The sequence below is a fragment of the Alteromonas lipotrueae genome (assembly GCF_019249255.1).
Classification (GTDB): domain Bacteria; phylum Pseudomonadota; class Gammaproteobacteria; order Enterobacterales; family Alteromonadaceae; genus Alteromonas; species Alteromonas lipotrueae.
In genome coordinates this window covers 259,312-279,783 of the sequence record NZ_JAESDJ010000001.1, presented here as the reverse complement: position 1 = coordinate 279,783, position 20,472 = coordinate 259,312, and the positions used below count along the sequence as shown (strand labels likewise).

Annotated in this window: 16 protein-coding genes; 5 read left to right on the top strand and 11 right to left on the bottom strand. The window is 44.3% G+C overall.

What is annotated here, in order from left to right; all coding sequences use genetic code 11:
• Positions 1 to 70: 70 nt before the first annotated feature.
• The 5 genes from KYS23_RS01175 to KYS23_RS01155 form a co-directional block, all read right to left on the bottom strand.
• On the bottom strand, positions 71 to 1,339 hold the full coding sequence (locus KYS23_RS01175) for an inorganic phosphate transporter (protein WP_013785310.1): 1,269 nt from the start codon (positions 1,337 to 1,339) through the stop codon (positions 71 to 73).
• A gap of 290 nt (positions 1,340 to 1,629) precedes the next feature.
• The gene (gene phoU, locus KYS23_RS01170; RefSeq protein ID WP_013785311.1) at positions 1,630 to 2,346 is read right to left on the bottom strand and encodes a phosphate signaling complex protein PhoU; all 717 of its coding nucleotides are present in this window, start codon (positions 2,344 to 2,346) and stop codon (positions 1,630 to 1,632) included.
• A gap of 36 nt (positions 2,347 to 2,382) precedes the next feature.
• Complete coding sequence (pstB, locus tag KYS23_RS01165) at positions 2,383 to 3,189, bottom strand: phosphate ABC transporter ATP-binding protein PstB (RefSeq protein WP_218396171.1); 807 nt, start codon at positions 3,187 to 3,189, stop codon at positions 2,383 to 2,385.
• Positions 3,190 to 3,197: 8 nt separating this feature from the next.
• Positions 3,198 to 4,775 carry a phosphate ABC transporter permease PstA gene (pstA, locus tag KYS23_RS01160; protein WP_159528934.1) on the bottom strand — a complete coding sequence of 526 codons (1,578 nt, stop codon included), beginning with the start codon at positions 4,773 to 4,775 and terminating at the stop codon, positions 3,198 to 3,200.
• Positions 4,768 to 6,951 (bottom strand): ABC transporter permease subunit, encoded by a 2,184-nt coding sequence (locus KYS23_RS01155; RefSeq protein WP_159528932.1) that lies wholly within the window; start codon positions 6,949 to 6,951, stop codon positions 4,768 to 4,770. Before KYS23_RS01155 ends, pstA begins: the two co-directional genes overlap by 8 nt.
• Before the next feature lie 250 nt (positions 6,952 to 7,201).
• On the opposite strand from KYS23_RS01155, the gene KYS23_RS01150 reads away from it, so the two are divergent.
• From KYS23_RS01150 to ppx, 3 genes are all read left to right on the top strand, one after another.
• Entirely contained in the window at positions 7,202 to 7,708 is a 507-nt protein-coding gene (locus KYS23_RS01150) for a glycine cleavage system transcriptional repressor (RefSeq protein WP_159528930.1), read from the top strand.
• Positions 7,709 to 7,854: 146 nt separating this feature from the next.
• Positions 7,855 to 9,936: a polyphosphate kinase 1 gene (ppk1, locus tag KYS23_RS01145; RefSeq protein WP_218396173.1), complete on the top strand. Its 2,082-nt coding sequence runs from the start codon at positions 7,855 to 7,857 to the stop codon at positions 9,934 to 9,936.
• An 8-nt stretch (positions 9,937 to 9,944) separates the two neighbouring features.
• Positions 9,945 to 11,474, top strand: coding sequence for an exopolyphosphatase (gene ppx, locus KYS23_RS01140; protein WP_218396175.1), 1,530 nt, complete (start codon positions 9,945 to 9,947; stop codon positions 11,472 to 11,474).
• A gap of 129 nt (positions 11,475 to 11,603) precedes the next feature.
• Here ppx and KYS23_RS01135 read toward each other — a convergent pair whose 3' ends face one another.
• The 4 genes from KYS23_RS01135 to tkt form a co-directional block, all read right to left on the bottom strand.
• Positions 11,604 to 12,503 carry a fructose bisphosphate aldolase gene (locus tag KYS23_RS01135; protein ID WP_218396177.1) on the bottom strand — a complete coding sequence of 300 codons (900 nt, stop codon included), beginning with the start codon at positions 12,501 to 12,503 and terminating at the stop codon, positions 11,604 to 11,606.
• Between the two features lie 122 nt (positions 12,504 to 12,625).
• On the bottom strand, positions 12,626 to 13,801 hold the full coding sequence (locus KYS23_RS01130) for a phosphoglycerate kinase (RefSeq protein ID WP_159528904.1): 1,176 nt from the start codon (positions 13,799 to 13,801) through the stop codon (positions 12,626 to 12,628).
• Between the two features lie 77 nt (positions 13,802 to 13,878).
• Positions 13,879 to 14,889 (bottom strand): erythrose-4-phosphate dehydrogenase, encoded by a 1,011-nt coding sequence (gene epd, locus KYS23_RS01125; RefSeq protein ID WP_159528903.1) that lies wholly within the window; start codon positions 14,887 to 14,889, stop codon positions 13,879 to 13,881.
• Positions 14,890 to 14,906: 17 nt separating this feature from the next.
• Positions 14,907 to 16,901 (bottom strand): transketolase, encoded by a 1,995-nt coding sequence (gene tkt, locus KYS23_RS01120; protein WP_218396179.1) that lies wholly within the window; start codon positions 16,899 to 16,901, stop codon positions 14,907 to 14,909.
• Between the two features lie 387 nt (positions 16,902 to 17,288).
• On the opposite strand from tkt, the gene metK reads away from it, so the two are divergent.
• Positions 17,289 to 18,434, top strand: a complete 1,146-nt coding sequence (gene metK / locus KYS23_RS01115; RefSeq protein WP_159528899.1) for a methionine adenosyltransferase — start codon at positions 17,289 to 17,291, stop codon at positions 18,432 to 18,434.
• A 118-nt stretch (positions 18,435 to 18,552) separates the two neighbouring features.
• Here the strand turns inward: metK and KYS23_RS01110 are convergent, their stop codons facing one another.
• A complete protein-coding gene (locus KYS23_RS01110) occupies positions 18,553 to 19,080 on the bottom strand; it encodes a CYTH domain-containing protein (protein ID WP_159528897.1) in 528 nt (175 codons plus the stop codon).
• Between the two features lie 318 nt (positions 19,081 to 19,398).
• Between KYS23_RS01110 and KYS23_RS01105 the strand changes: the two genes are divergently transcribed.
• Positions 19,399 to 19,869: a hypothetical protein gene (locus tag KYS23_RS01105; protein WP_159528895.1), complete on the top strand. Its 471-nt coding sequence runs from the start codon at positions 19,399 to 19,401 to the stop codon at positions 19,867 to 19,869.
• 27 nt (positions 19,870 to 19,896) lie between these two features.
• Here KYS23_RS01105 and KYS23_RS01100 read toward each other — a convergent pair whose 3' ends face one another.
• Positions 19,897 to 20,427: a 3'-5' exonuclease gene (locus KYS23_RS01100; RefSeq protein ID WP_201299294.1), complete on the bottom strand. Its 531-nt coding sequence runs from the start codon at positions 20,425 to 20,427 to the stop codon at positions 19,897 to 19,899.
• Between the last annotated feature and the right edge of the window lie 45 nt (positions 20,428 to 20,472).

Here is a 20,472-nt window from a genome sequence, read left to right as displayed (position 1 = left end):
AATATACGCGTTATTAAAAAAACAAAAACCGCGTTAAACGCGGTTTTTGTTTTCAAATCTTAATAGGCAATTAAACGCCGAAAGCTGCCTTCAGTGCGAAGAAGAAAATAATGGAAAGAATTGCGCCTGCAGGCAGGGTAACAATCCACGACACCACAATATTTCTTACGATGCCGAGATTAAGCGCAGAGACGCCTCTGGCCAGCCCCACACCTAACACCGCGCCCACAAGGGTTTGCGTAGTTGAAATAGGAAGACCGGTTCCTGACGCTATCACTACAGTAGTAGCTGCCGCTAATTCGGCCGCGAAACCACGGCTTGGCGTAAGGTGAGTAATACCTTGGCCGATAGTTTTAATGACGCGGTGACCGAATATGGCTAAACCAAGCACAATACCCAAACCACCAAGCGGTAAAATCCACCATGCTAGGTTGGCACTGGCATTAATTTCACCGCCAGAAGTCACCACACTCACTACCGCGGCCAAAGGCCCAATAGCGTTAGCAACATCATTTGAACCATGCGCAAATGCCATACAACAGGCAGTAACAACCATGAGTAAGGCGAACACTTTTTCCACATTGGCAGCTTGTAAATCAGCGTCTTCTGAACCGCTGAACTTCATGCGACCAATAAACCACTTACCAATTATGGCTAATATAATAGCGATAATCACAGCCAATATATAACCGTTCACGGCGCTCATTTCTAAGCCCACGTGTTTAAGCCCTTTTTTAATGGTAACTAGCGACATAATGAAGCCTGCTAGTGCCATATAGAACGGAACATAACGCTTGGCATTTTCAAACGGAGATTTGGTTTCAAAGATAAGTTTATGGGCACTCATGAAAATAAGGTATGCAATAATGCCCGAAATAGCTGGCGTCACTACCCAACTACCAACAATGCCGCCTACTTTGCCCCATGCTACCGCGTCCATACTAACGCCAGTTGCGGTAAAGCCGATAATAGCGCCAATAATAGAATGCGTAGTAGATACAGGCCATCCTAGCCAAGATGCAAAGGCTAACCATATACCTGCTGCAAACAGAGACGAAATCATACCGAGTACGAGGTACTCAGGAATAGCGGAAAAATACTCTGGATCAATAATACCCTTACGAATGGTAGAGGTTACTTCCCCACCCGCCAAGTATGCTCCGGCGAACTCAAAAATCATGGCAATAACAATTGCCTGTTTTATTGTTAACGCTTTAGAACCAACAGATGTTCCCATTGCATTGGCGACGTCATTTGCACCAATACCCCAAGCCATAATGAAGCCGACACCGGCAGCAAGGAGAATAAGAATGAGACCATAACTCTCGAAAAATTCCACGGATAACCGCTCCTGATCTTTACGCGATTTAAGCTAGCTACTGCCACATCACCCGACAAATGTACGGCTATGATGAAGACAAAAAATGATAGTTACACGGCAAAACGATTCTTAGCAAAGGCTTAGATTATTTTTTGCACGAATTATACTTTGCTGCGGCGCATGATAGCGTAATCGTCTGCAGAGCCATAGTGAAAATCTACGAAAAAACAGAAAACGCAACGGAATTAAATTCATACGATGATAATTTGGGCAAGTGTTGCGGTTTTGTGACAGTTTTTGAGCATTTTTTAACTCAAATCTTCTAACTTTTGATGAATGTTTTCTAGCGGCGTATGCCTTACATCCGTCCCCCTGGTTAAATAAACTACGTATTCGCACACGTTTTTACACCTATCTCCAATCCGCTCTAAGGAACGCATGGCCCACAACACGTCTAGCCAGTCTTGCATATCTTCTGTGGTTTTTTCCATTTCTGTGGTGGTGTAGGTAAGCAGGCGTTTATATTCGCTGTCTATTCGGTTGTCTTGTTTATACACCGCCAAGGCTGCACTTTCATCCTGACGCGCAAACGCATCGAACGTACCCCGCATCATCGCCGCTACACGTTCGCCGATTAACAACATGCTGCTTTTAATAGTGTCAGAGCTGGGTAATTTATTACGGGTGACCAGCTTAGCGATACGTTCTATTTCGTCGCCCATTCTTTCAATGTCGGTGATGGCTTTAGAAATGGTCATGATTAAGCGTAGATCGCTTGCCGTAGGATGGCGCTTGGCGATAATTCGAATACATTCTTCATCTATCTGGATTTCCATAGAGTTAATCTTAAGGTCATTCAACACCACTTTTTCTGCCAAGCCAGGGTGGTTTAATTTAAGCGCTTTTAAGGTATCTAATAATTGCTGTTCTACTTCGCCGCCCATGGTTAATACCGAGTTTCTTAAATTTTCCAACTCAATATTAAAGGTTCCGGAAATATGGGTATTCAGTGCAACCTGACGCATTGTATCGCTCCTATTCACTACTGCTGATTTTGCTAATTAGCCGTAGCGGCCAGTAATATAATCTTCAGTCTGTTTCTTCTCTGGCATAGTGAATAGCGAATCGCTGTCTGCATATTCAACCAATCGCCCCTGATGGAAGAACGCCGTGTAATCTGAAACTCGAGAGGCTTGCTGCATATTGTGGGTAACAATCACTATAGTACAACGCTTCTTAAGCTCAGCCATCAACTCCTCAATGAATAAGGTCGTTAATGGGTCTAGCGCTGAGGTAGGCTCATCTAACAACAAAATGTCGGGTTTGAGTGCTAGCGCTCTGGCAATAACAAGGCGCTGTTGCTGACCACCGGATAATGCATTAGCCGACTCAAACAACCTGTCTTTAACTTCATCCCATAACGCTGCTTCTTTTAATGCGCTTTCTACCGCATCGTCTAGATGGCGACGAGTTTTAATGCCTTGCAGGCGAAGTCCGTAACATACGTTATCGTATATACTCATGGGAAAAGGATTAGGCCGCTGGAATACCATACCTACTTGGGTACGCAGCCGCGACACGTTCACTTTTTTACTATTGATGTTGCGACCACCAATATTAATTTCACCCTCGTATTTGCAGCCATCGTACAAATCGTTAAGCCTATTAAAGCAATTAACCAAGGTAGATTTCCCGCACCCACTTTGCCCGATTAATGCGGTGATTTTGTTTTTTGGAATACGCATAGAAATGTCGTTAAGCACATGCTTATTTCCAAACCATAAATTAAGGTTACGCACATCGATAGCCGTGGTCTCATCAGTGATGTCAGCCACGTTGAGCGTATTGCGTTCAAACAACTTCAGCATGTAAAAGGTTACCCTTGTAAATAGCGCTTTCTTAACCGCGTTCTTAGTATAACTGCCAGCACATTCAATACAAATACCACTATTAGCAGTAGCAAGCAGGCGGCAAACATCATTGAAGAATTCTTCGCATCAGTATGACTATGAAAAGCGCCATCATAAATAAGTACGCCCAAGTGCATGAATTGACGTTCTAAATGCAGATACGGGAACTCTCCATCTATAGGTAGCGTAGGAGCAAATTTCACCGCTCCAACCAGCATTAGAGGCGCGACTTCGCCTGCCGCCCTAGCGATTGCCAAAATGACGCCTGTCATTATTCCGGGTGACGCTATGGGCAGAATGGTTTTAGCGATAGTTTCTACCTTGGTGGCGCCAAGTGCATAACTTCCCCGCTTCAACCCTTCTGGTACCCGCCGCAAGCCTTCTTCGGTGGCAACAATAACGACTGGCAAGGTTAAAATAGCCATGGTCAAACTCGCCCAGAACACACCTGGGGTCCCCATGGTGGGCGCTGGCAATCTATCAGCAAAGAAAAGTGCATCTATATTGCCACCCAAGGTATAAACAAAAAAGCCTAAACCAAAAACCCCGTAAACAATTGAAGGTACGCCCGCCATATTACTAACGCTTATTCTTATAGCGGTGGTAAACGGCGTATCTGGAGCGTATTCACTCAAATAGATAGCCGCAAGTACGCCAAAAGGCGTCACGATAATGGTCATTAAAAATACCATCAGCACGGTGCCAAATAGCGCGGGATATACCCCTCCAGACGTATTCGCCTGTTTGGGAGAATCAGTAAGGAAGGTAGCAATACGACTAAATACCACCTGCCATTTTTCAAAATAGCTAAGCTGGCTTACATAATCGACGCTTTTAATTTCCGACACCCGAATAGCGTACGCTTGCGCATTGGCAAAAGTGACGCTGAGTTCGTATTCGTCTCGCTCTTCCTCTAGATGAATAACTTCATGCTGCCAGCGTTCAAACTGAGTCTCTAAGCGCTCTCTTGCCGGTGCATTTTGATCAACACCTTTGCTATCTAGTGATGCCAAAGATTCATGAATGGGCGATAGTCGCTCGCGTCTAATTTTCTCAATTTGAGCACTTAGTGCCGATACTCTGTTTTGAATATCTGAAAACAGCGACAAGTCTTCCCGTCGGCTGTCTGGTGTAGATAAAAACTCTGGCTGTCCCAATACAAAGCGACCATCTTTTGTTTTTATTTCGGCACTGCCGTAAGCAAGTTCTTTGTTAATAATATCCGCACTGGCCAACTGCATTTGTGAGCCGTAAGGGCTTTGTTCGTCAGCAAAGTGAACTTGATATATTTGCTCTACTTCGTCTGCCATATAAAGCTGAGCGAACATTTTATGTTCGGATTTAGCACTTTCATTGGCTCCGGTAACTTTATATGTCACATCATAAATGGGCTCAGGCCAAAAATACGCACCACCACGAAAGGTAATAAGGAACAACACACTCACCAAAGCAATTAACAGCAAGCTAGTAAAAAACGCCGTTAACGATATCACTAGCGACTGGCGATGAACGGCATTAAAGCCGCCTTTGAACATATTATTCATAATAAGATCTACTGCGTAAGCGTTGACGAGTAAATTCAGCAATCGTATTTACAACAAACGTGAAAACAAACAGTATGCCAGCGGTAAAGAACAGAATTTGATAGTGTGCAGATGACACATCGGCTTCGGGTAATTCTATGGCTAAGTTGGCCGTTAATGCCCGTAAGCCTTCAATTAAGCCCCAGCTCGATATTGGGGTGTTTCCCGTCACCATGAGCACAATCATGGTTTCCCCGAATGCGCGACCAAAACCCAGCATAATCGCCGCCATAATGCCCGGAAACGCGACATGCAGTACTATATATTTAAGGGTTTGAAGCCGCGTGGCGCCCAACGCAAATGATGCATGCTTTAACTCATCGGGCACGCCCCCAATGGCATCTTCAGCAATGGAGTAAATACTCGGTGAAATAGCCACACCTAAGGCTATCGCCACCACTATCGTCGTTTTTCCTATGGGGCTATCAGACTCAGCGGCTAGCATGTCAAAACCATCTACATTAATTAAGCTAAAGAACCATTCTGGCGCCCATGCCACACTAATGTAACCCAATATAAAAACGCCAAGTAACGCAAAGCCCAACTCAGCGCCATGTCGAAGTTTAGCGGGTAGGCGGTCGGCAACAGGGCGTTGAAAAAACGCCACGGCAATGAGTACAAATGGAACAACAATAAGAAAAAAAGCAAAAGAAAATAGAAACTGTTCAGCCATGGGGGCTAGCCAAATGGCAGCGATAAAACCAATAAGCACACTGGGAACAGCTTCTAGCATTTCGATAGCGGGCTTCAGGGCATGGCGAAGTCGCTCTTTTGCAAAAAAGGCGGTGTATATCGCTGCACCTATTGCTACCGGTATAGCAATAAACAAAGCCAGTAGCGACGCTTTCAAGCTACCTATAATTAACGGCGTAAGACTAAACTTGGCCTCTTGGAAATCCGTGGCGTTTGTGGTTTGCCACACCGTATCTGCTTCGGTATATCCCTCATAATGTTGCGGCGCAAATAGCGACCGCCACGTAGTAATGCCGCTTAAATTATTCGCCCGCCAAATGAAAATAGAATCATCGTTATAGCCGTAAAGACGGTTGCCAAACCAAGAGATTGATTGCATGGGTTCAGGCAAATCAATTGTCGTAACCACTTCACCTGATACTCGATTTATAAATAGTAGGCGTTGTTTATCGGTAAGCGCTGCCACCACATTAATACTGGCATGCTCTTTTATATCAATCAGCCGTTCGTCCGCGTTCAAAAGGAACTGGTAGGTTTCAATGAAACCGAGCGTGTTCGCATCGCGATGTAATACCCAGCGGGTAACTTGGTTAGTGCCATCTTGTAAGAAAAACGTTCTGTCTTTCTCTAGAGATAAAATAGAAATGTCATTACGGCTGAGTTTATCAAAAGACGCTAACAGCGAGAGCTGTGATTCATCCTCGAAAAGCCGTGAAAGGAACAAGTGTGCTCCTTTTTCTACCAACACCATTTGTGCACCAGGCAACAAATGTACTTTATCGACATTGGCAAAGAACTTATCAACCATTTGCGTAGGATTGAGTTGGTTCACTCCTCGTATATATGTGCCCGACTGTGTATGCAGCGCTATTGCCGCCCACTTAGATGAGAACGCAAATTGCCAAGACGTAGTTTGTGACCAATACTTGCCCGGTAGAGCAAAAGATATTGTAGAGGACACAAGGCTTGAAGGTTGAGCTAAAGGGTCTGAATGATTCGCGATTATTACACTGCGATACGCTAACGATCTGACGGGCACCACCCGAACTTGCCCGCCCGCAGAGATATCCACAATCGCATTTTCGCCCATTAAAGAGGTCGTCGACAACTGATGTTCACAAGGGCGAATATAGTCGTGATGCTTAGCGAAATCATTATCTTTGTAGCCATATAAGCTTAAACGGCAATCCTCACCGTTAGTTACCACTAATTGGCCGCCAAGCAAATCTCCAGCGCTTTCTACTTGGCTACCTTCGGGTAATGCAAGCTGGTGCTCTTTCTCAATATTAGGCACTAACGCCAGAGGTAAAGCCTGACTAACAAGGTGCGAAATTAAAATAACCAGCGTCAGCAATACCAGCCCACCAAAGCCGGTGACGATATATCGCCCCCACTTATCATTGCGTTGGCGTTTTTTATTGATGCTATCGCTGTAGGAAGTCATTCTTATTTAATAATATTATCAGGTGTAAATTACACTGGTGAGCAGTGTAAGTTTTGTTATGCTAATAGCAAGCGAAAACTTTTGGGTTAGTTCCGGTGAATAACGCCTAAAGTAAGCAGCCTCAAACACTGTTGCTATCAAGGTTTATTAACAATACTAACCAGTAGCGCTTTTTCAGTGTGACTTATGGTATTACCGTAAAACCACAGTAGCAAACGTATTTCTACAGATTCTGGAATAGGAGTTTCTCATGCAATCGCTCATTATTAGTATTATGGGTAAAGACAAGCCTGGTTTGGTTGATACGCTAGCTAAGTGCATTTACAAGCACAAAGGTAATTGGCAAGGCTCTAGCTTTGCACATATGGCGGGCATGTTTACCGGCTTTGTTGAAGTACACGTTCCCGCTGACGAGAACGAAAAACTTGTCGACGCGCTAAATGCCATTTCCGATTTATCGGTTCAGTCTGTGGCAGTGAATACATCAACCAATTCATTAACGAATCAACTTACCGTTGATGTAATGGGCAACGACAAAGCCGGCATAGTGCAAGAGTTAACCTCGGTGCTAAACCAATTTAACCTTAACATCCTCAACTTCTCATCACGCTGCGAAAGCGCACCTAACTGGGGAAGTTTAATCTTTAAAGCTAATGCAGTTATTGCGGTGCCTGAAGGGTTTGATGACGATGCGTTGCAAGACGCCCTTGAATCGTTGGCGAACGACTTGGTAGTGGATATACAGGCCAAGCAATAAGGCCCTAGCGACACAGAAAGGTTTCAAATCACCTCGTTGAGGTAAGGGACTACGAATTAACCCTATTATATCTAAGGGTTGTCACAGTAATGTCATTGACTGATGTCAGTCTTTGGCCATTTTAAGAAGTGAAAAAACGATAAATTATGGATAACCCAGAACTATATTATCCCAAAGAACTTAGCTGGTTAGCATTTAACGAAAGGGTTTTGCAGGAAGCTGCAGATAAGAACAACCCTGTAGTAGAACGTATTCGGTTTTTAGGTATTTACTCCAATAATCTTGACGAATTTTATCGTGTTCGTGCTGCTGACGTAAAACGCCAAATAACGATTGCCCAAAATGATGGCAACGAAGAAGAGGCGGAAAAGCAAACCGCGCTAATGGCGATTATTCAGCAAAAGGTTGTTCAGCTTTCCGACAAGTTCGACCATATTCATAAAGACGTTTTAAAAGCGCTCGCGCGATACAATATTCATATTCTGCAAAAGCATGAATTAAACGAGTATCAAAAGCAGTGGGTACGTAACTTCTTCGTCAATAAGGTGCTTCGCCATATAGCCCCTATCATTATTGACAAGAAAATGGACTTGTTAAGCCGTTTAAATGGCACATCTGTTTATTTGTATGTCGCGCTGCGCCGTAAAGACCGCAACACGCGCTATGCGGTTATTCAGGTGCCTACGTCTGAAATGTCTCGCTTTATGCTTATTCCGCCGGAAAAGAGTCGAAAGAAAAAGCATATTATTATGCTCGATGACATGATTCAGCTTAGCTTAGAAGACATTTTCCGCGGCTTTGTTAAATTTGACGAAGTCGAGTCATTTTCATTCAAGATGACCCGAGACGCCGAATACTCTATCAATGACGAGATTGACGAAAGTTATGTAGAAAAAATGTCTGAGAGCATGAAACAGCGCTTAATTGCCGAGCCTGTTCGGGTTATTTACGACAACGATATGCCTGAAGATATGATGCAGGATTTACGTAAGCGTTTACGTATAACTAAACTCGATACCATGCATGCTGCAGGGCACTATCGTAACTTTAAAGACTTCATTGGCTTTCCAAACGTGGGCCGCGAATATTTAGAGCATGCTCCGCTACCGGCTATCGACAGCAACGCTTTTTCCAATTTTAATACGGTATTCGATGCCATTACCGCCCACGATATTCTACTGTATTACCCATATCACCGATTCTTACATGTTACCGAATTTGTCCGCCAAGCAGCATTCGACCCTAGCGTAAAATCTATTCGCATTAATATTTATCGTGTGGCCAGTAACTCTCGCATTATCAACTCGCTCATTGATGCCGTTGATAACGGTAAAAAGGTGACCGTAGTGGTAGAACTGCGCGCTCGCTTTGATGAAGAGGCCAACATTGAATGGTCTAAACGCATGACCGATGCGGGTATTCGCGTAGTGCTCGGCGTGCCAACCTTAAAAATTCACTCGAAGCTTTGCGTGATCACCCGCGAAGAACGTGGCGCGATGATTAACTATGCGCATTTTGGTACGGGTAACTTCAACGAAAAAACCGCAAAAATCTATACCGATTACAGTTTATTCACTCGAAACCAAGAATTGGCCAATGAAGCGGTGGCAGTATTTGACCTTATTCAATACCCTTTCCGCCGGTATAAATTTCAGCATTTGCAGATTTCACCGTTAAACGCGAGAACCCGAATTCAGTCACTTATTCGTCAAGAAATTCAGCATTTAAAAGAAGGCCGTCCTGCACAAATTACCTTTAAGATTAATAACCTTGTTGATAAGGAATTAATGGATGATTTGTATCGGGCCAGTCAAGCAGGGGTGAAAATTCGCGGTATTGTTCGCGGTATGTGTTCCATAATACCTGGCTTAAAAGGTATTAGTGAAAACATTGAAATCATCTCTATTGTCGATAGGTTCTTAGAGCACCCTAGGGTGATGGTATTTGAGGGCGGTGGCGAGAGAAAAGTGTTTATCTCTTCTGCTGACTGGATGACCCGCAATATGGACAACCGCATAGAAGTAGGCTGCCCTATTTACGATAAAAACCTGCAACAGCGCATTGTCGATATTATGGATATACAATTCCGTGATACGCTTAAAGCGAGAGTGATTGACAAGGAACAAAGCAACAAGTACGTTGCTCGAGGCAATCGCAAGAAATTACGTTCACAAATAGAGATTTACGACTATCTTGTGAAAGAAGAAGAAAAAGAAGCAGGAAAATAAAACCCTAAATGACTCAGCATGAATCTGTTTTTGATACCGTTGAAAGCCGTGAGGTTAATAAAGTAGCCGCGTTAGATATTGGCTCGAATAGCTTTCACCTTGTGGTAGCGCGTATTGTTGCTGGGTCTGTTCAAATTCTGCATCGCGTTAAACAAAAAGTAAGGTTAGCTGAGGGGTTGGACGACGACAATATTTTGTCTGATGAAGCCATGGAGCGTGGTTTAAAGATGCTACGTATTGTGGCTGAAAGTCTACGCGGTTTCGAACCCGACTCGGTTCGTATTGTGGCCACACACACTCTGCGCAAGGCCAAAAACGCCGACCACTTCATTAATGCCGCGAAAGATATTCTGCCCTACCCTGTAGAAGTAATTTCAGGCGTGGAGGAAGCCCGCCTGATTTACTCTGGCGTAGCACATACTAACCATGCTGATGGACAACAGTTAGTGGTGGATATCGGTGGGGGCTCAACAGAATTTGTGATTGGCGAGGGCTTCAACCCACTTATTTGCCGCAGTTTGCAAATGGGCTGTGTTAGCTACACTAAGCGATTCTTCCCAGACGGGTCATTAAAAAACAAATCTTTTGAGCTGGCCATTACTGCGGCTGAACAAGAGCTGGAATTTATTCAAGATAAGTACCGCAAGCTGGGTTGGGTACAATGTGTTGGTACGTCGGGCACAATTCGCTCGTTGTTCACTTTATGCCAACAAGATAGACCCAACGACCACGATATACCCGTTACGCTCAAGAGTCTGCGTAACTTAATGAAGCAGTTTATTAGTGCAGGTCATATCGACAAACTCAACTCCCCTGATTTAACCGAAGACAGACGCGTGGTTATTGCCGGCGGTTTGGCTATATTAGTGGCAGTATTTAAAGCGCTAGAAATAGACACTTTGGTTTATTCCCCTGCTGCATTACGCGAAGGCGTGATTTACCAGATGGAAGATGAGCTGCATCATGCCGATATACGCGGCAGAACAGCTAGCAGCTTAGCTACCCGCTACGATGTTGATACCGCGCAAGCTACGCTTGTGCTTAACACGTCACTTAACCTCTTTAGCCATGCTGAAAAAGCCTGGAAACTTAAACACCACGACTTTAAAAGCATGTTGGGTTGGGCGGCGTTGTTGCATGAAGTGGGCATTCAAATTAACTCGCGCGGTGTGCAGCGCCACAGTGCCTATATTCTCGCTAACGTAGATATGCCTGGATTTACGCAAGAACAACAAGAATTATTAGCCACCCTAGTACGTTTTCATAGAAAGAAAGTGCGGGCGAACGATCTTCCCAACTTTAACTTGTACGATTTAGCGGCCGTTAAAAAGCTTATCGCTTTATTACGTATTGGCGCGTTGCTCAATATCAAACGCCAAGAAGGCTTCTTGCCGGATATAGAGATTGATGCAGATAAGAACGGCTTAAGCCTTACTTTTCCTAAAGATTGGTTGGAAGAAAAACCAATTCTGGCAGCAGACTTGGTTCGAGAAAGTGCGTATTGGAAGGCGTTAGACTTAACCCTTTCTATTAAATAAGCCGGTTTGCGAGCAATAGAAAAGGGAGCATTAATGCTCCCTTTTTACGTTTTACGTCAACGTATTTCAGGACGGGACATAATTAATAAAAAAGGGGCGCTGACAAGCGCCCCTTTTAAACAATAAAACTTATGCTTTTGAAGCTTGGTAAATACCTTCAATCGCACCATCTAGTGTCGCTTCAAACTCGTCATCAGACTGTTTGTCAGAAACACCTTCAGTTAGTGCTCTTGAGAAACTTGCGATAATGCCTTGGTTTTCTGAAAGCTTCGCATTGGCTTCTTCACGGTTGTAACCGCCAGATAATGCTACCACTTTAAGTACACGAGGATGATCAACAAGCTCTTTATAGAAGTTAGCTTCATTAGGCAGTGTAAGCTTTAACATCACTTCTTGGCCTTCGCTCAACAAATTAAGCTGAGTAAGAATTTCAAGTTTAAGCAGTGCTTCTGCTTCCGCTTTTTGAGGACTATGAATATCTACTTCAGGTTCAATGATAGGCACTAAACCTGCTGCGATGATTTGCTTACCTACTTCGAACTGCTGCTCTACCACATCTTTAATACCTTGATGATTGGCCAGTTTTACCACTGAACGCATCTTGGTGCCAAAGACATCTTGGGCAACGGCTTTAGCCAGTAACTCATCTAGACCAACAATCGGCTTCATCACCTGTACACCGTTGTTCTCTTCAACAAGCCCTTTATCCACTTTCAAGAAAGGAATAACGCGCTTCTTCTGCCACAAGTAGTGGGCAGTAGACATACCTTCAATTTCACGGTCTAGGGTATTTTCAAATAAAATAGCGCCTAGAACACGCTCGCCACTGAAAGGGGTGCTGGTGATAATACGTGTACGCATTTGGTGAACAAGGTTAAACATTTCTTCGTCAGAGCTGTATTCTGACTCTTCAATGCCATATAAACGTAGCGCTTTTGGTGTACTACCGCCGCTTTGATCCAAAGCTGCAATAAAACCAACTTGCGTGTTAAGTTTATCTAGCATGGCCTGCTGTGCTTGTGATGCCATTGCAACACTCCTTTTTTATAATACTGCTCTAAGAACAGGTGTAGGGTTTATCGTTATATGCCGACGTACTTCAATGTATCGCCGGCGAAAATCGGAATCGATTTTTTAGTAGTCTGCTAATTTTATTTGTTTTTTTCTTCTAGCATGGCTACTGCAGGTAATGTTTTGCCTTCTAAAAACTCTAGAAATGCACCACCACCTGTAGAGATATAAGATATCTTATCAGCGATTTCATATTTATCTACTGCTGCCAGTGTATCACCACCACCTGCAATTGAGAACGCATCGCTATCAGCAATGGCTTCGGCTAACGCCTTTGTACCAGCACTGAATTGTTCAAATTCAAATACACCAACAGGGCCATTCCAAACAATAGTGCCCGCATTTTTAATAATGCTTTCAAGAGCTTTTGAGGAATCAGGGCCAATATCAAAAATCATGTCATCGTCAGCGACATCGCTAACGGCTTTAAGCGTCGCTTCTGTGTTTTCATCAAAGGCTTTACCCACTACCACATCGGTAGGTACTGGAATATTCCCACCATTTGATACTGCATCGCTCATTAGCTGCTTAGCTTGCTCGGTTAAGTCCATTTCAACCAACGACTTACCTACGTTATGACCTTGCGCGGCAATAAACGTATTGGCAATACCGCCGCCAACAATAAGCTGGTCAACTTTTTCCGCTAAGGTTTTCAGTACGGTAAGCTTAGTTGATACCTTAGACCCGCCTACAATGGCTACCATTGGACGTTTAGGGTTATCTAGGGCTTTGCCTAGTGCATCTAGTTCTGCCGCAAGAAGTGGGCCTGCACACGCTTTAGTGGCAAATTTTGCCACACCATGGGTAGACGCTTGTGCACGGTGCGCGGTGCCAAATGCATCCATCACGAAAATATCGCAAAGGGCTGCATATTGCTTGGATAGGGTTTCGTCGTCGCTTTTCTCACCTTCGTTAAAGCGTACGTTTTCTAGAATAACTAATGAGCCTGGTGCTACATCAACACCTTCCAAATAGTTTTTTTCTAAAGTAACCGGTACGTCTAGCGCGTCGTTCAAATAATTCACAACAGGCTGAAGTGAGAATTCTTCCGCTGGCTCACCTTCGGTAGGACGGCCTAGATGCGACATTACCATTACCGCAGCACCAGCATCTAACGCCGCTTTAATAGTAGGAATGGAAGCTTTAATACGCGCATCAGAGGTCACTACGCCATCTTTTACTGGCACGTTTAAATCTTGTCTAATTAATACGCGTTGACCATTTAAGGCCAAATCACTCATACTTGGAATTGCCATTGTCTTTCCCTTGTTAATCGAATAACTGTGAAAGCTGCCAAGGCTGGCGCTACCAACCTTGGCAGCAAAATTCTTAATTAGCTTGCGTCATACATTGCTTGCGCAGTGTCGAGCATTCTGTTTGCAAAACCCCATTCGTTGTCACACCACACCAGTGTTTTTACCAGTTGCTTATGACTTACGCGGGTTTGCGTACCATCCACAATACAAGAGTGAGGATCGTGATTGAAATCAACAGAAACTAGCGGCTCTTCAGTGTAATCTAAAATACCCTGCAATCGCCCTGCTTTCACTCGCTTGAGTGCTTGATTGACATCCGCAATAGTCACTTGCGTACTTAAGGTTACACTTAAATCCATTGCAGTAACATTAATGGTTGGCACCCGTACCGCAATAGCTTCAAATTTACCTGCAAATTTAGGCAAAATACGCTCTATGCCCGCCGCTAACCGTGTGTCTACCGGAATAATAGACTGACTGGCTGCGCGAGTACGGCGTAAATCTGGGTGGTAAGCATCAATTACTTGCTGATCATGCATAGAAGCGTGAATAGTGGTAATCGTTCCGCTTTCAACCCCAAAGGCCGCGTCTAGCGCTTGAATAACCGGCACGATACAGTTAGTGGTGCACGACCCGTTAGACACCAACTTATGCGCCGCTTTCAGCGTGTCATCGTTAGTACCAAAAATGATAGTATTGTCTAAATCTGGCGAGCCTGGAGAGGAAAAAAGTACCTTTTCTGCGCCTGCATTAATATGTGCCTGCCCCGATACTCTATCATCGAACTTACCTGTGCATTCCAGCACAATATCTACCCCAATTTCGCGCCAAGGTAGTAAGTTGATATCCGGTTGTGCTAACAAGCGAATAGCATCGCCTGCCACGTTAAGTGTGTTGTTTTCTAGTGTCACATCAAAACCGAACCGCCCGTGGGCGGTATCGTATTTTAATAAGTGAGCTATACCTTCTGGCTTAGCAACATCGTTAATCGCAACCACATTAAAGTGGTTATTGCGCCCGCTTTCATAAAGCGCGCGCAATACATTGCGACCAATACGACCAAACCCGTTTATGGCAATGTTTACCATAGACTGCGGTGACCTCGTTAGCTAAGAGACAATGCTGCCTCTACCACTGCTTCAGTAGTAATATTGAAATGTTTGAACAAGTCACCTGCTGGTGCTGATTCACCGAACGTATCCATCCCAATGATGGCGCCGTTGAAACCTACGTACTTGTACCAGCTTTCTTTAGATAACGCTTCAACTGCAACGCGCTTAGTTACGCTAGAAGGCAATACGCTTTCACGGTAATCCGCTGATTGACGGTCGAAAACGTCGGTAGAAGGCATAGAAACTACACGAACCGCTTTACCATCTGCAGTTAGTTTATCTGCTGCTTCAACAGCAAGTTGAACTTCAGACCCTGTAGCAATAAAGATGTATTCAGGCGTGCCTGCACAATCTTTAAGCACATAACCACCTTTGGCAACGTCAGCAACTTGCTGTTCGTTACGTTCTTGCTGAGGCAAACCTTGGCGAGTGAAGATCAACGTTGAAGGACCATCGTTGCGCTCAATCGCGAACTTCCATGCAATAGCAGATTCAACTTGGTCACATGGACGCCAGTTATCTAGGTTTGGTGTAGCACGCAGCGCCACTACTTGCTCTACAGGTTGGTGAGTTGGACCATCTTCACCCAAACCAATTGAATCGTGAGTGTATACGAAAATAGCAGGTTGCTTCATAAGCGCCGCCATACGTACCGCATTGCGAGCGTATTCCATAAACATTAGGAATGTAGCACCGTACGCTTTAAAACCACCATGAAGGGTAATACCGTTCATCATGGCCGACATACCGAACTCACGTACACCGTAATAAATGTAGTTACCCGATGCGTCAGTGGCTTCAACGCCTTTACTGCCATCCCAAATAGTCAGGTTTGAACCGGCTAAGTCGGCAGAGCCGCCTAGAAGTTCTGGTAACAAAGGACCAAATGCATTTAATGCATTTTGTGATGCTTTACGTGACGCAATGTTTTGCGGGTTAGCTTGCAAATCAGCAATGATTTTATCCGCTTTATCGCTGAAGTCTGCTGGCAATTCGCCATTTACACGACGCTTAAATTCAGCGGCTAATTCAGGGTATGCACTTTCATATGCTGCGAAGGCGTCGTTCCACGCGCTTTCAGCATCGCCGCCCTTGCCTTTAGCATCCCAACCGGCATAAATGTCGTCTGGAATTTCAAATGCACCGTGCTTCCACCCAAGCTTTGCGCGGGTAGCGATAATTTCGTCATCACCTAATGGTGCACCGTGACAAGACTCAGTGCCTTCTTTGTTTGGTGAACCGAAACCAATTACGGTTTTACAGCAAATTAGCGTAGGCTGAGCGCTGTTCGATTTAGCTTGCTCAATAGCTGCTTTAATTTGTTCAGCGTCATGACCGTCAACACCTTCAATCACTTCCCAGCCGTAGCTTTTAAAGCGTGCTGGTGTGTCGTCGGTAAACCAACCTTCTACTTCACCATCAATTGAAATGCCGTTGTCATCCCAAAAACCAATAAGTTTGCCCAGGCCCAATGTGCCAGCAAGTGAACAGGTTTCATGAGAAATACCTTCCATCAGGCAGCCATCGCCCATGAAGGTATAGGTGTAGTGATCGACAATATCATGGCCATCACGGTTAAACTGAGCCGCTAATACTTTTTCAGCTAGCGCCATACCTACTGCGTTACTAACGCCTTGGCCAAGTGGGCCAGTGGTAGTTTCAACACCTGGTGCATACCCATATTCTGGATGGCCTGGCGTTTTAGAGTGCAGCTGGCGGAAGTTCTTAAGCTCTTCAATAGGCAGTTCATAGCCTGAAAGGTGAAGCAAAGAGTACAACAGCATAGAGCCGTGACCGTTTGAAAGCACGAAGCGGTCTCTGTTTGCCCAAGACGGGTTTGCTGGGTTGTGTGATAGAAAATCACCCCATAGTACCTCGGCAATATCAGCCATCCCCATAGGGGCGCCTGGGTGACCAGATTTGGCCTGTTGAACAGCGTCCATGCTTAAAGCACGGATGGCATTGGCAAGTTCACGACGAGAGGGCATGTTGTCTCCTGATTTATTTGTAGCTGAATTTCGCTAAGGGAACACTGTGGGCAAAATCCCTTTGTTCAACCTTAAAGCGCTGCATTGCTGTATATCGTAATGTGGGCGTTATTCTTACCCATGCCACCATTCAGTTCAATGGCTTTTCATTGCCATTACCGAAAGTTGGCTAAAATAATGAATATTCACATCATTCCTTTGCAAGCCAATGTCGCTTCACTAGGAAAGCGTGGCTAAATTTACTCAATTATCTATAAAAGTGATCCGCGACTGTCAACAAATCGTAACGAAAGGACTTTTAGACGTCTAGAAGTAAAGACTGGTATTTATACCTTGTTTTAGTACAATACTCACCTATTTTGAACAATAAACGCTTATGGAGCATGTATGGCCACGCATTTATTCACCTCCGAGTCAGTGTCTGAAGGACACCCGGACAAAATCGCCGACCAAATCTCAGATGCGGTTCTAGATGCTATTCTAGAACAAGATCCTCGTGCCCGCGTGGCCTGTGAGACTTACGTTAAAACCGGAATGGTATTGGTAGGTGGTGAAGTCACTACCTCAGCGTGGGTTGATATTGAAGAAATCACACGTAAAACGGTAAGAGACATAGGCTACGTTCACTCTGATATGGGTTTCGATGCTGATTCTTGTGCCGTATTAAACGCTATTGGTAAACAGTCGCCAGATATCAACCAAGGCGTTGACCGCGAAAGCTTAGAAGAACAAGGTGCAGGCGACCAAGGCTTGATGTTTGGTTACGCCAGTGACGAAACTGATGTATTGATGCCAGCGCCTATTACTTATTCTCACCGCTTGGTACAGAAACAAGCTGAAGTGAGAAAATCTGGCAAGCTAGACTTTTTGCGCCCTGATGCGAAAAGCCAAATTACCTTTAAGTACGAAAACGACAAACCTGTAGGCATCGATGCCGTAGTACTTTCTACTCAACATTGTGACTCAGTTTCTACTGCGCAAGTACGCGAAGCGGTAATGGAAGAAATTATCAAACCAGTGCTTCCTAGCGAATGGATTGATAGCAACACCCGTTTCCACATTAACCCTACTGGTCGCTTTGTTATTGGCGGACCTGTCGGTGATTGTGGTCTAACTGGTCGTAAAATCATTGTAGATACCTACGGTGGTATGGCCCGTCACGGTGGTGGTGCTTTCTCAGGTAAAGATCCTTCAAAAGTAGACAGAAGCGCGGCATACGCAGGCCGTTATGTTGCTAAGAACATTGTTGCTGCTGGACTAGCTAAGCGTTGTGAAATTCAAGTGTCTTACGCCATTGGTGTTGCCGAGCCAACCTCTATCAGTATAGATACTTTCGGTACCGGCGTAGTTGATGAGAAAACGCTAGTGGCCTTGGTTCGCGAACATTTCGATTTACGCCCTTATGGCTTAATCAAAATGCTTGATTTAGAACGCGCTATTTACTTACCTACTGCTGCTTATGGTCACTTCGGCCGTGAAGCCTTCCCGTGGGAAGCGACTGATAAAGCTGAAGCGCTCCGCTCAGCGGTTTAGTCTGCTCAGCGCCGTTAATCTAGCTCAAAACTGAAAAAGGGTCGCTTTGTAAAGCGACCCTTTTTAATTTCAGGTCATTAATTTGCTATAGCTTGGCGATAGCGTGCTTATATTTTGGCTATATGGAACCTGCGAGAATGGAAGCACTTTTCGTACTCCCACTCGCTATGACCATATCAGGCAAGCCAAATCGCGCTAACGCAACATTTTGAAATTCTTTCTTGTGGGTCACTTCCGTTTCAGCAAAATCTGGCGGCAAAAACTGTCGACTACTCATTTCACTGTCAAATTCAACTTCCACTACTTTCAACGGTGCTAAGTTACCGGTGAAAATATCTATCACCAGCTGAGCTCCAAAAAAGTCGATACGATATCGCTGCTTTTCCACCCGCATATTTTGGGTTAAAGGCCATAAATCAGCGAATTGCTCAGAATCCAACGCAATTCGCGTGTCTCTGCGTTTAAGGCCAACACCTTGTTTAACGGCCATGGTGTAGTTACCGCCTTCATCTCTAATTCGAATATGCTTATCCGGCTCGGTGGCTAAATAACCTTGTCTTATTGCCACAGGTTTTCGTGTATCTAACAAACCTTCTGGCACATAGCTTACTAAAAACTTTCGTTCAAATTCCCATTCCGTTTGCATCACTCACCTCCGGCCATGTTCCCTATTTGAAAGTACTGCTTTGCCTACTAAATTGAAGTAAGTCTTACTACTACCCTTTAAAAGTTAGTTCACAATAGAAATATCTAACAAGTTTATTTTTAACCTTTTAGATAAAAGACTACACTTACTATTCAGCACTCATTTTTTGTTTCAGTTTTGTGTCAAATTTTTATTTTAAAGTTAGGCACATAGGGCGAACAAAATACACTCGTGGCTATGAAGCTACCACTTATATTTATAATAATCGGTAGTCATTAGAACAAGTTAACGCTGTCTCACTCGACCAGGAAATTTTTCATGAAAACATACCCAACTTGCGTGGTTTGTTTAATATTGCTTGCCCCTTTGAGTGCCGCTTATAGTGAGGCCGCTGATTGGGACAGCTACTACGGCCCTATCGTGTTTAAAAGCGAAAAGATAGCAAAGTGGAAAATTAAAAGTCGCTTCAATGAAACGCGCCTCGAATCCATACCTGGCTACGATAGTCATTTTAATGCCAGCAAAAATAGTCAACTATCAATTCGCGCTCACCGTGCGTTAACGCTACTTTTCGAACAACAAATATATGCCTCGTTTAATACGAGTCACTCACCTTTACAGTACTATCCTGAATGGCGCTATATACCCGAAGACTTAGGCACTTTTACTCGATTGGGTTGGCTAGTTGGTGACGAGAGTGGTTTAAATATGGCGCTGGAATTTGAACATCGAGAAGTAGGAGATAAAGAAAATAATGCGCTTACGTTAGGTGTTCAATACTTTTTCTAATGTCTGGAAGAACCCTTAATGCGGGTTCTAATTTTTGTGTTTTGCTGCTTCCACCTGATTACGGGTTTCCACATACGTGCTTTGAATAACTTTTGCATCGGTACTTGCTCGATGGCGACGGTCGTCGCTTTGCGATTCAATATTTGATTTAACGCCGTGCCAAAGTGCCATTTGAGGTTCGCTTAACACATACTCTAATGCACGACATGAAAAAGACATTTGAACCGAGGCTGCTGCAAAAAGTTTAATAAGCCAAGGGTTATCTACCACCCAACCATCGCTGTACACAATGGTATTGCTTAAAAAGGCGTTAAGCTCGTGGCACACTTTGACCGGACAAACGCCGTAAGTGTTCAACATGGCTCTGGTGATACCATGCAAAGACTCTGCTTCTTTATCCCAATGAACCCAACTATCAAAGGGACGAATGAGTTTGCACCATTTTGCACCATCATAACGCACTATCCCTATTTCAATAGGATAACTACGGGCACCAAACCCACTGGCTTCCAAATCAATAATGGAAGGGGGATAATTTCTCTGCAAGCTAACTCCCATCTGCGCTGACGTAAAATGCGCCATCCTTCTTTAAACCTAATAAAT

What these genes read in the sequence shown, in the direction of transcription:
- KYS23_RS01100 (WP_201299294.1), bottom strand. Translation starts at nt 20,427, where the DNA reads ATGGGAGTTAGCTTGCAGAGAAATTATCCCCCTTCCATTATTGATTTG.
- pstB (WP_218396171.1), bottom strand. Translation starts at nt 3,189, where the DNA reads ATGCTGAAGTTGTTTGAACGCAATACGCTCAACGTGGCTGACATCACT.
- KYS23_RS01105 (WP_159528895.1), top strand. Translation starts at nt 19,399, where the DNA reads ATGAAAACATACCCAACTTGCGTGGTTTGTTTAATATTGCTTGCCCCT.
- epd (WP_159528903.1), bottom strand. Translation starts at nt 14,889, where the DNA reads ATGGTAAACATTGCCATAAACGGGTTTGGTCGTATTGGTCGCAATGTA.
- KYS23_RS01150 (WP_159528930.1), top strand. Translation starts at nt 7,202, where the DNA reads ATGCAATCGCTCATTATTAGTATTATGGGTAAAGACAAGCCTGGTTTG.
- KYS23_RS01130 (WP_159528904.1), bottom strand. Translation starts at nt 13,801, where the DNA reads ATGGCAATTCCAAGTATGAGTGATTTGGCCTTAAATGGTCAACGCGTA.
- pstA (WP_159528934.1), bottom strand. Translation starts at nt 4,775, where the DNA reads ATGAATAATATGTTCAAAGGCGGCTTTAATGCCGTTCATCGCCAGTCG.
- ppx (WP_218396175.1), top strand. Translation starts at nt 9,945, where the DNA reads ATGACTCAGCATGAATCTGTTTTTGATACCGTTGAAAGCCGTGAGGTT.
- phoU (WP_013785311.1), bottom strand. Translation starts at nt 2,346, where the DNA reads ATGCGTCAGGTTGCACTGAATACCCATATTTCCGGAACCTTTAATATT.
- metK (WP_159528899.1), top strand. Translation starts at nt 17,289, where the DNA reads ATGGCCACGCATTTATTCACCTCCGAGTCAGTGTCTGAAGGACACCCG.
- ppk1 (WP_218396173.1), top strand. Translation starts at nt 7,855, where the DNA reads ATGGATAACCCAGAACTATATTATCCCAAAGAACTTAGCTGGTTAGCA.
- KYS23_RS01135 (WP_218396177.1), bottom strand. Translation starts at nt 12,503, where the DNA reads ATGGCATCACAAGCACAGCAGGCCATGCTAGATAAACTTAACACGCAA.
- tkt (WP_218396179.1), bottom strand. Translation starts at nt 16,901, where the DNA reads ATGCCCTCTCGTCGTGAACTTGCCAATGCCATCCGTGCTTTAAGCATG.
- KYS23_RS01110 (WP_159528897.1), bottom strand. Translation starts at nt 19,080, where the DNA reads ATGCAAACGGAATGGGAATTTGAACGAAAGTTTTTAGTAAGCTATGTG.
- KYS23_RS01155 (WP_159528932.1), bottom strand. Translation starts at nt 6,951, where the DNA reads ATGACTTCCTACAGCGATAGCATCAATAAAAAACGCCAACGCAATGAT.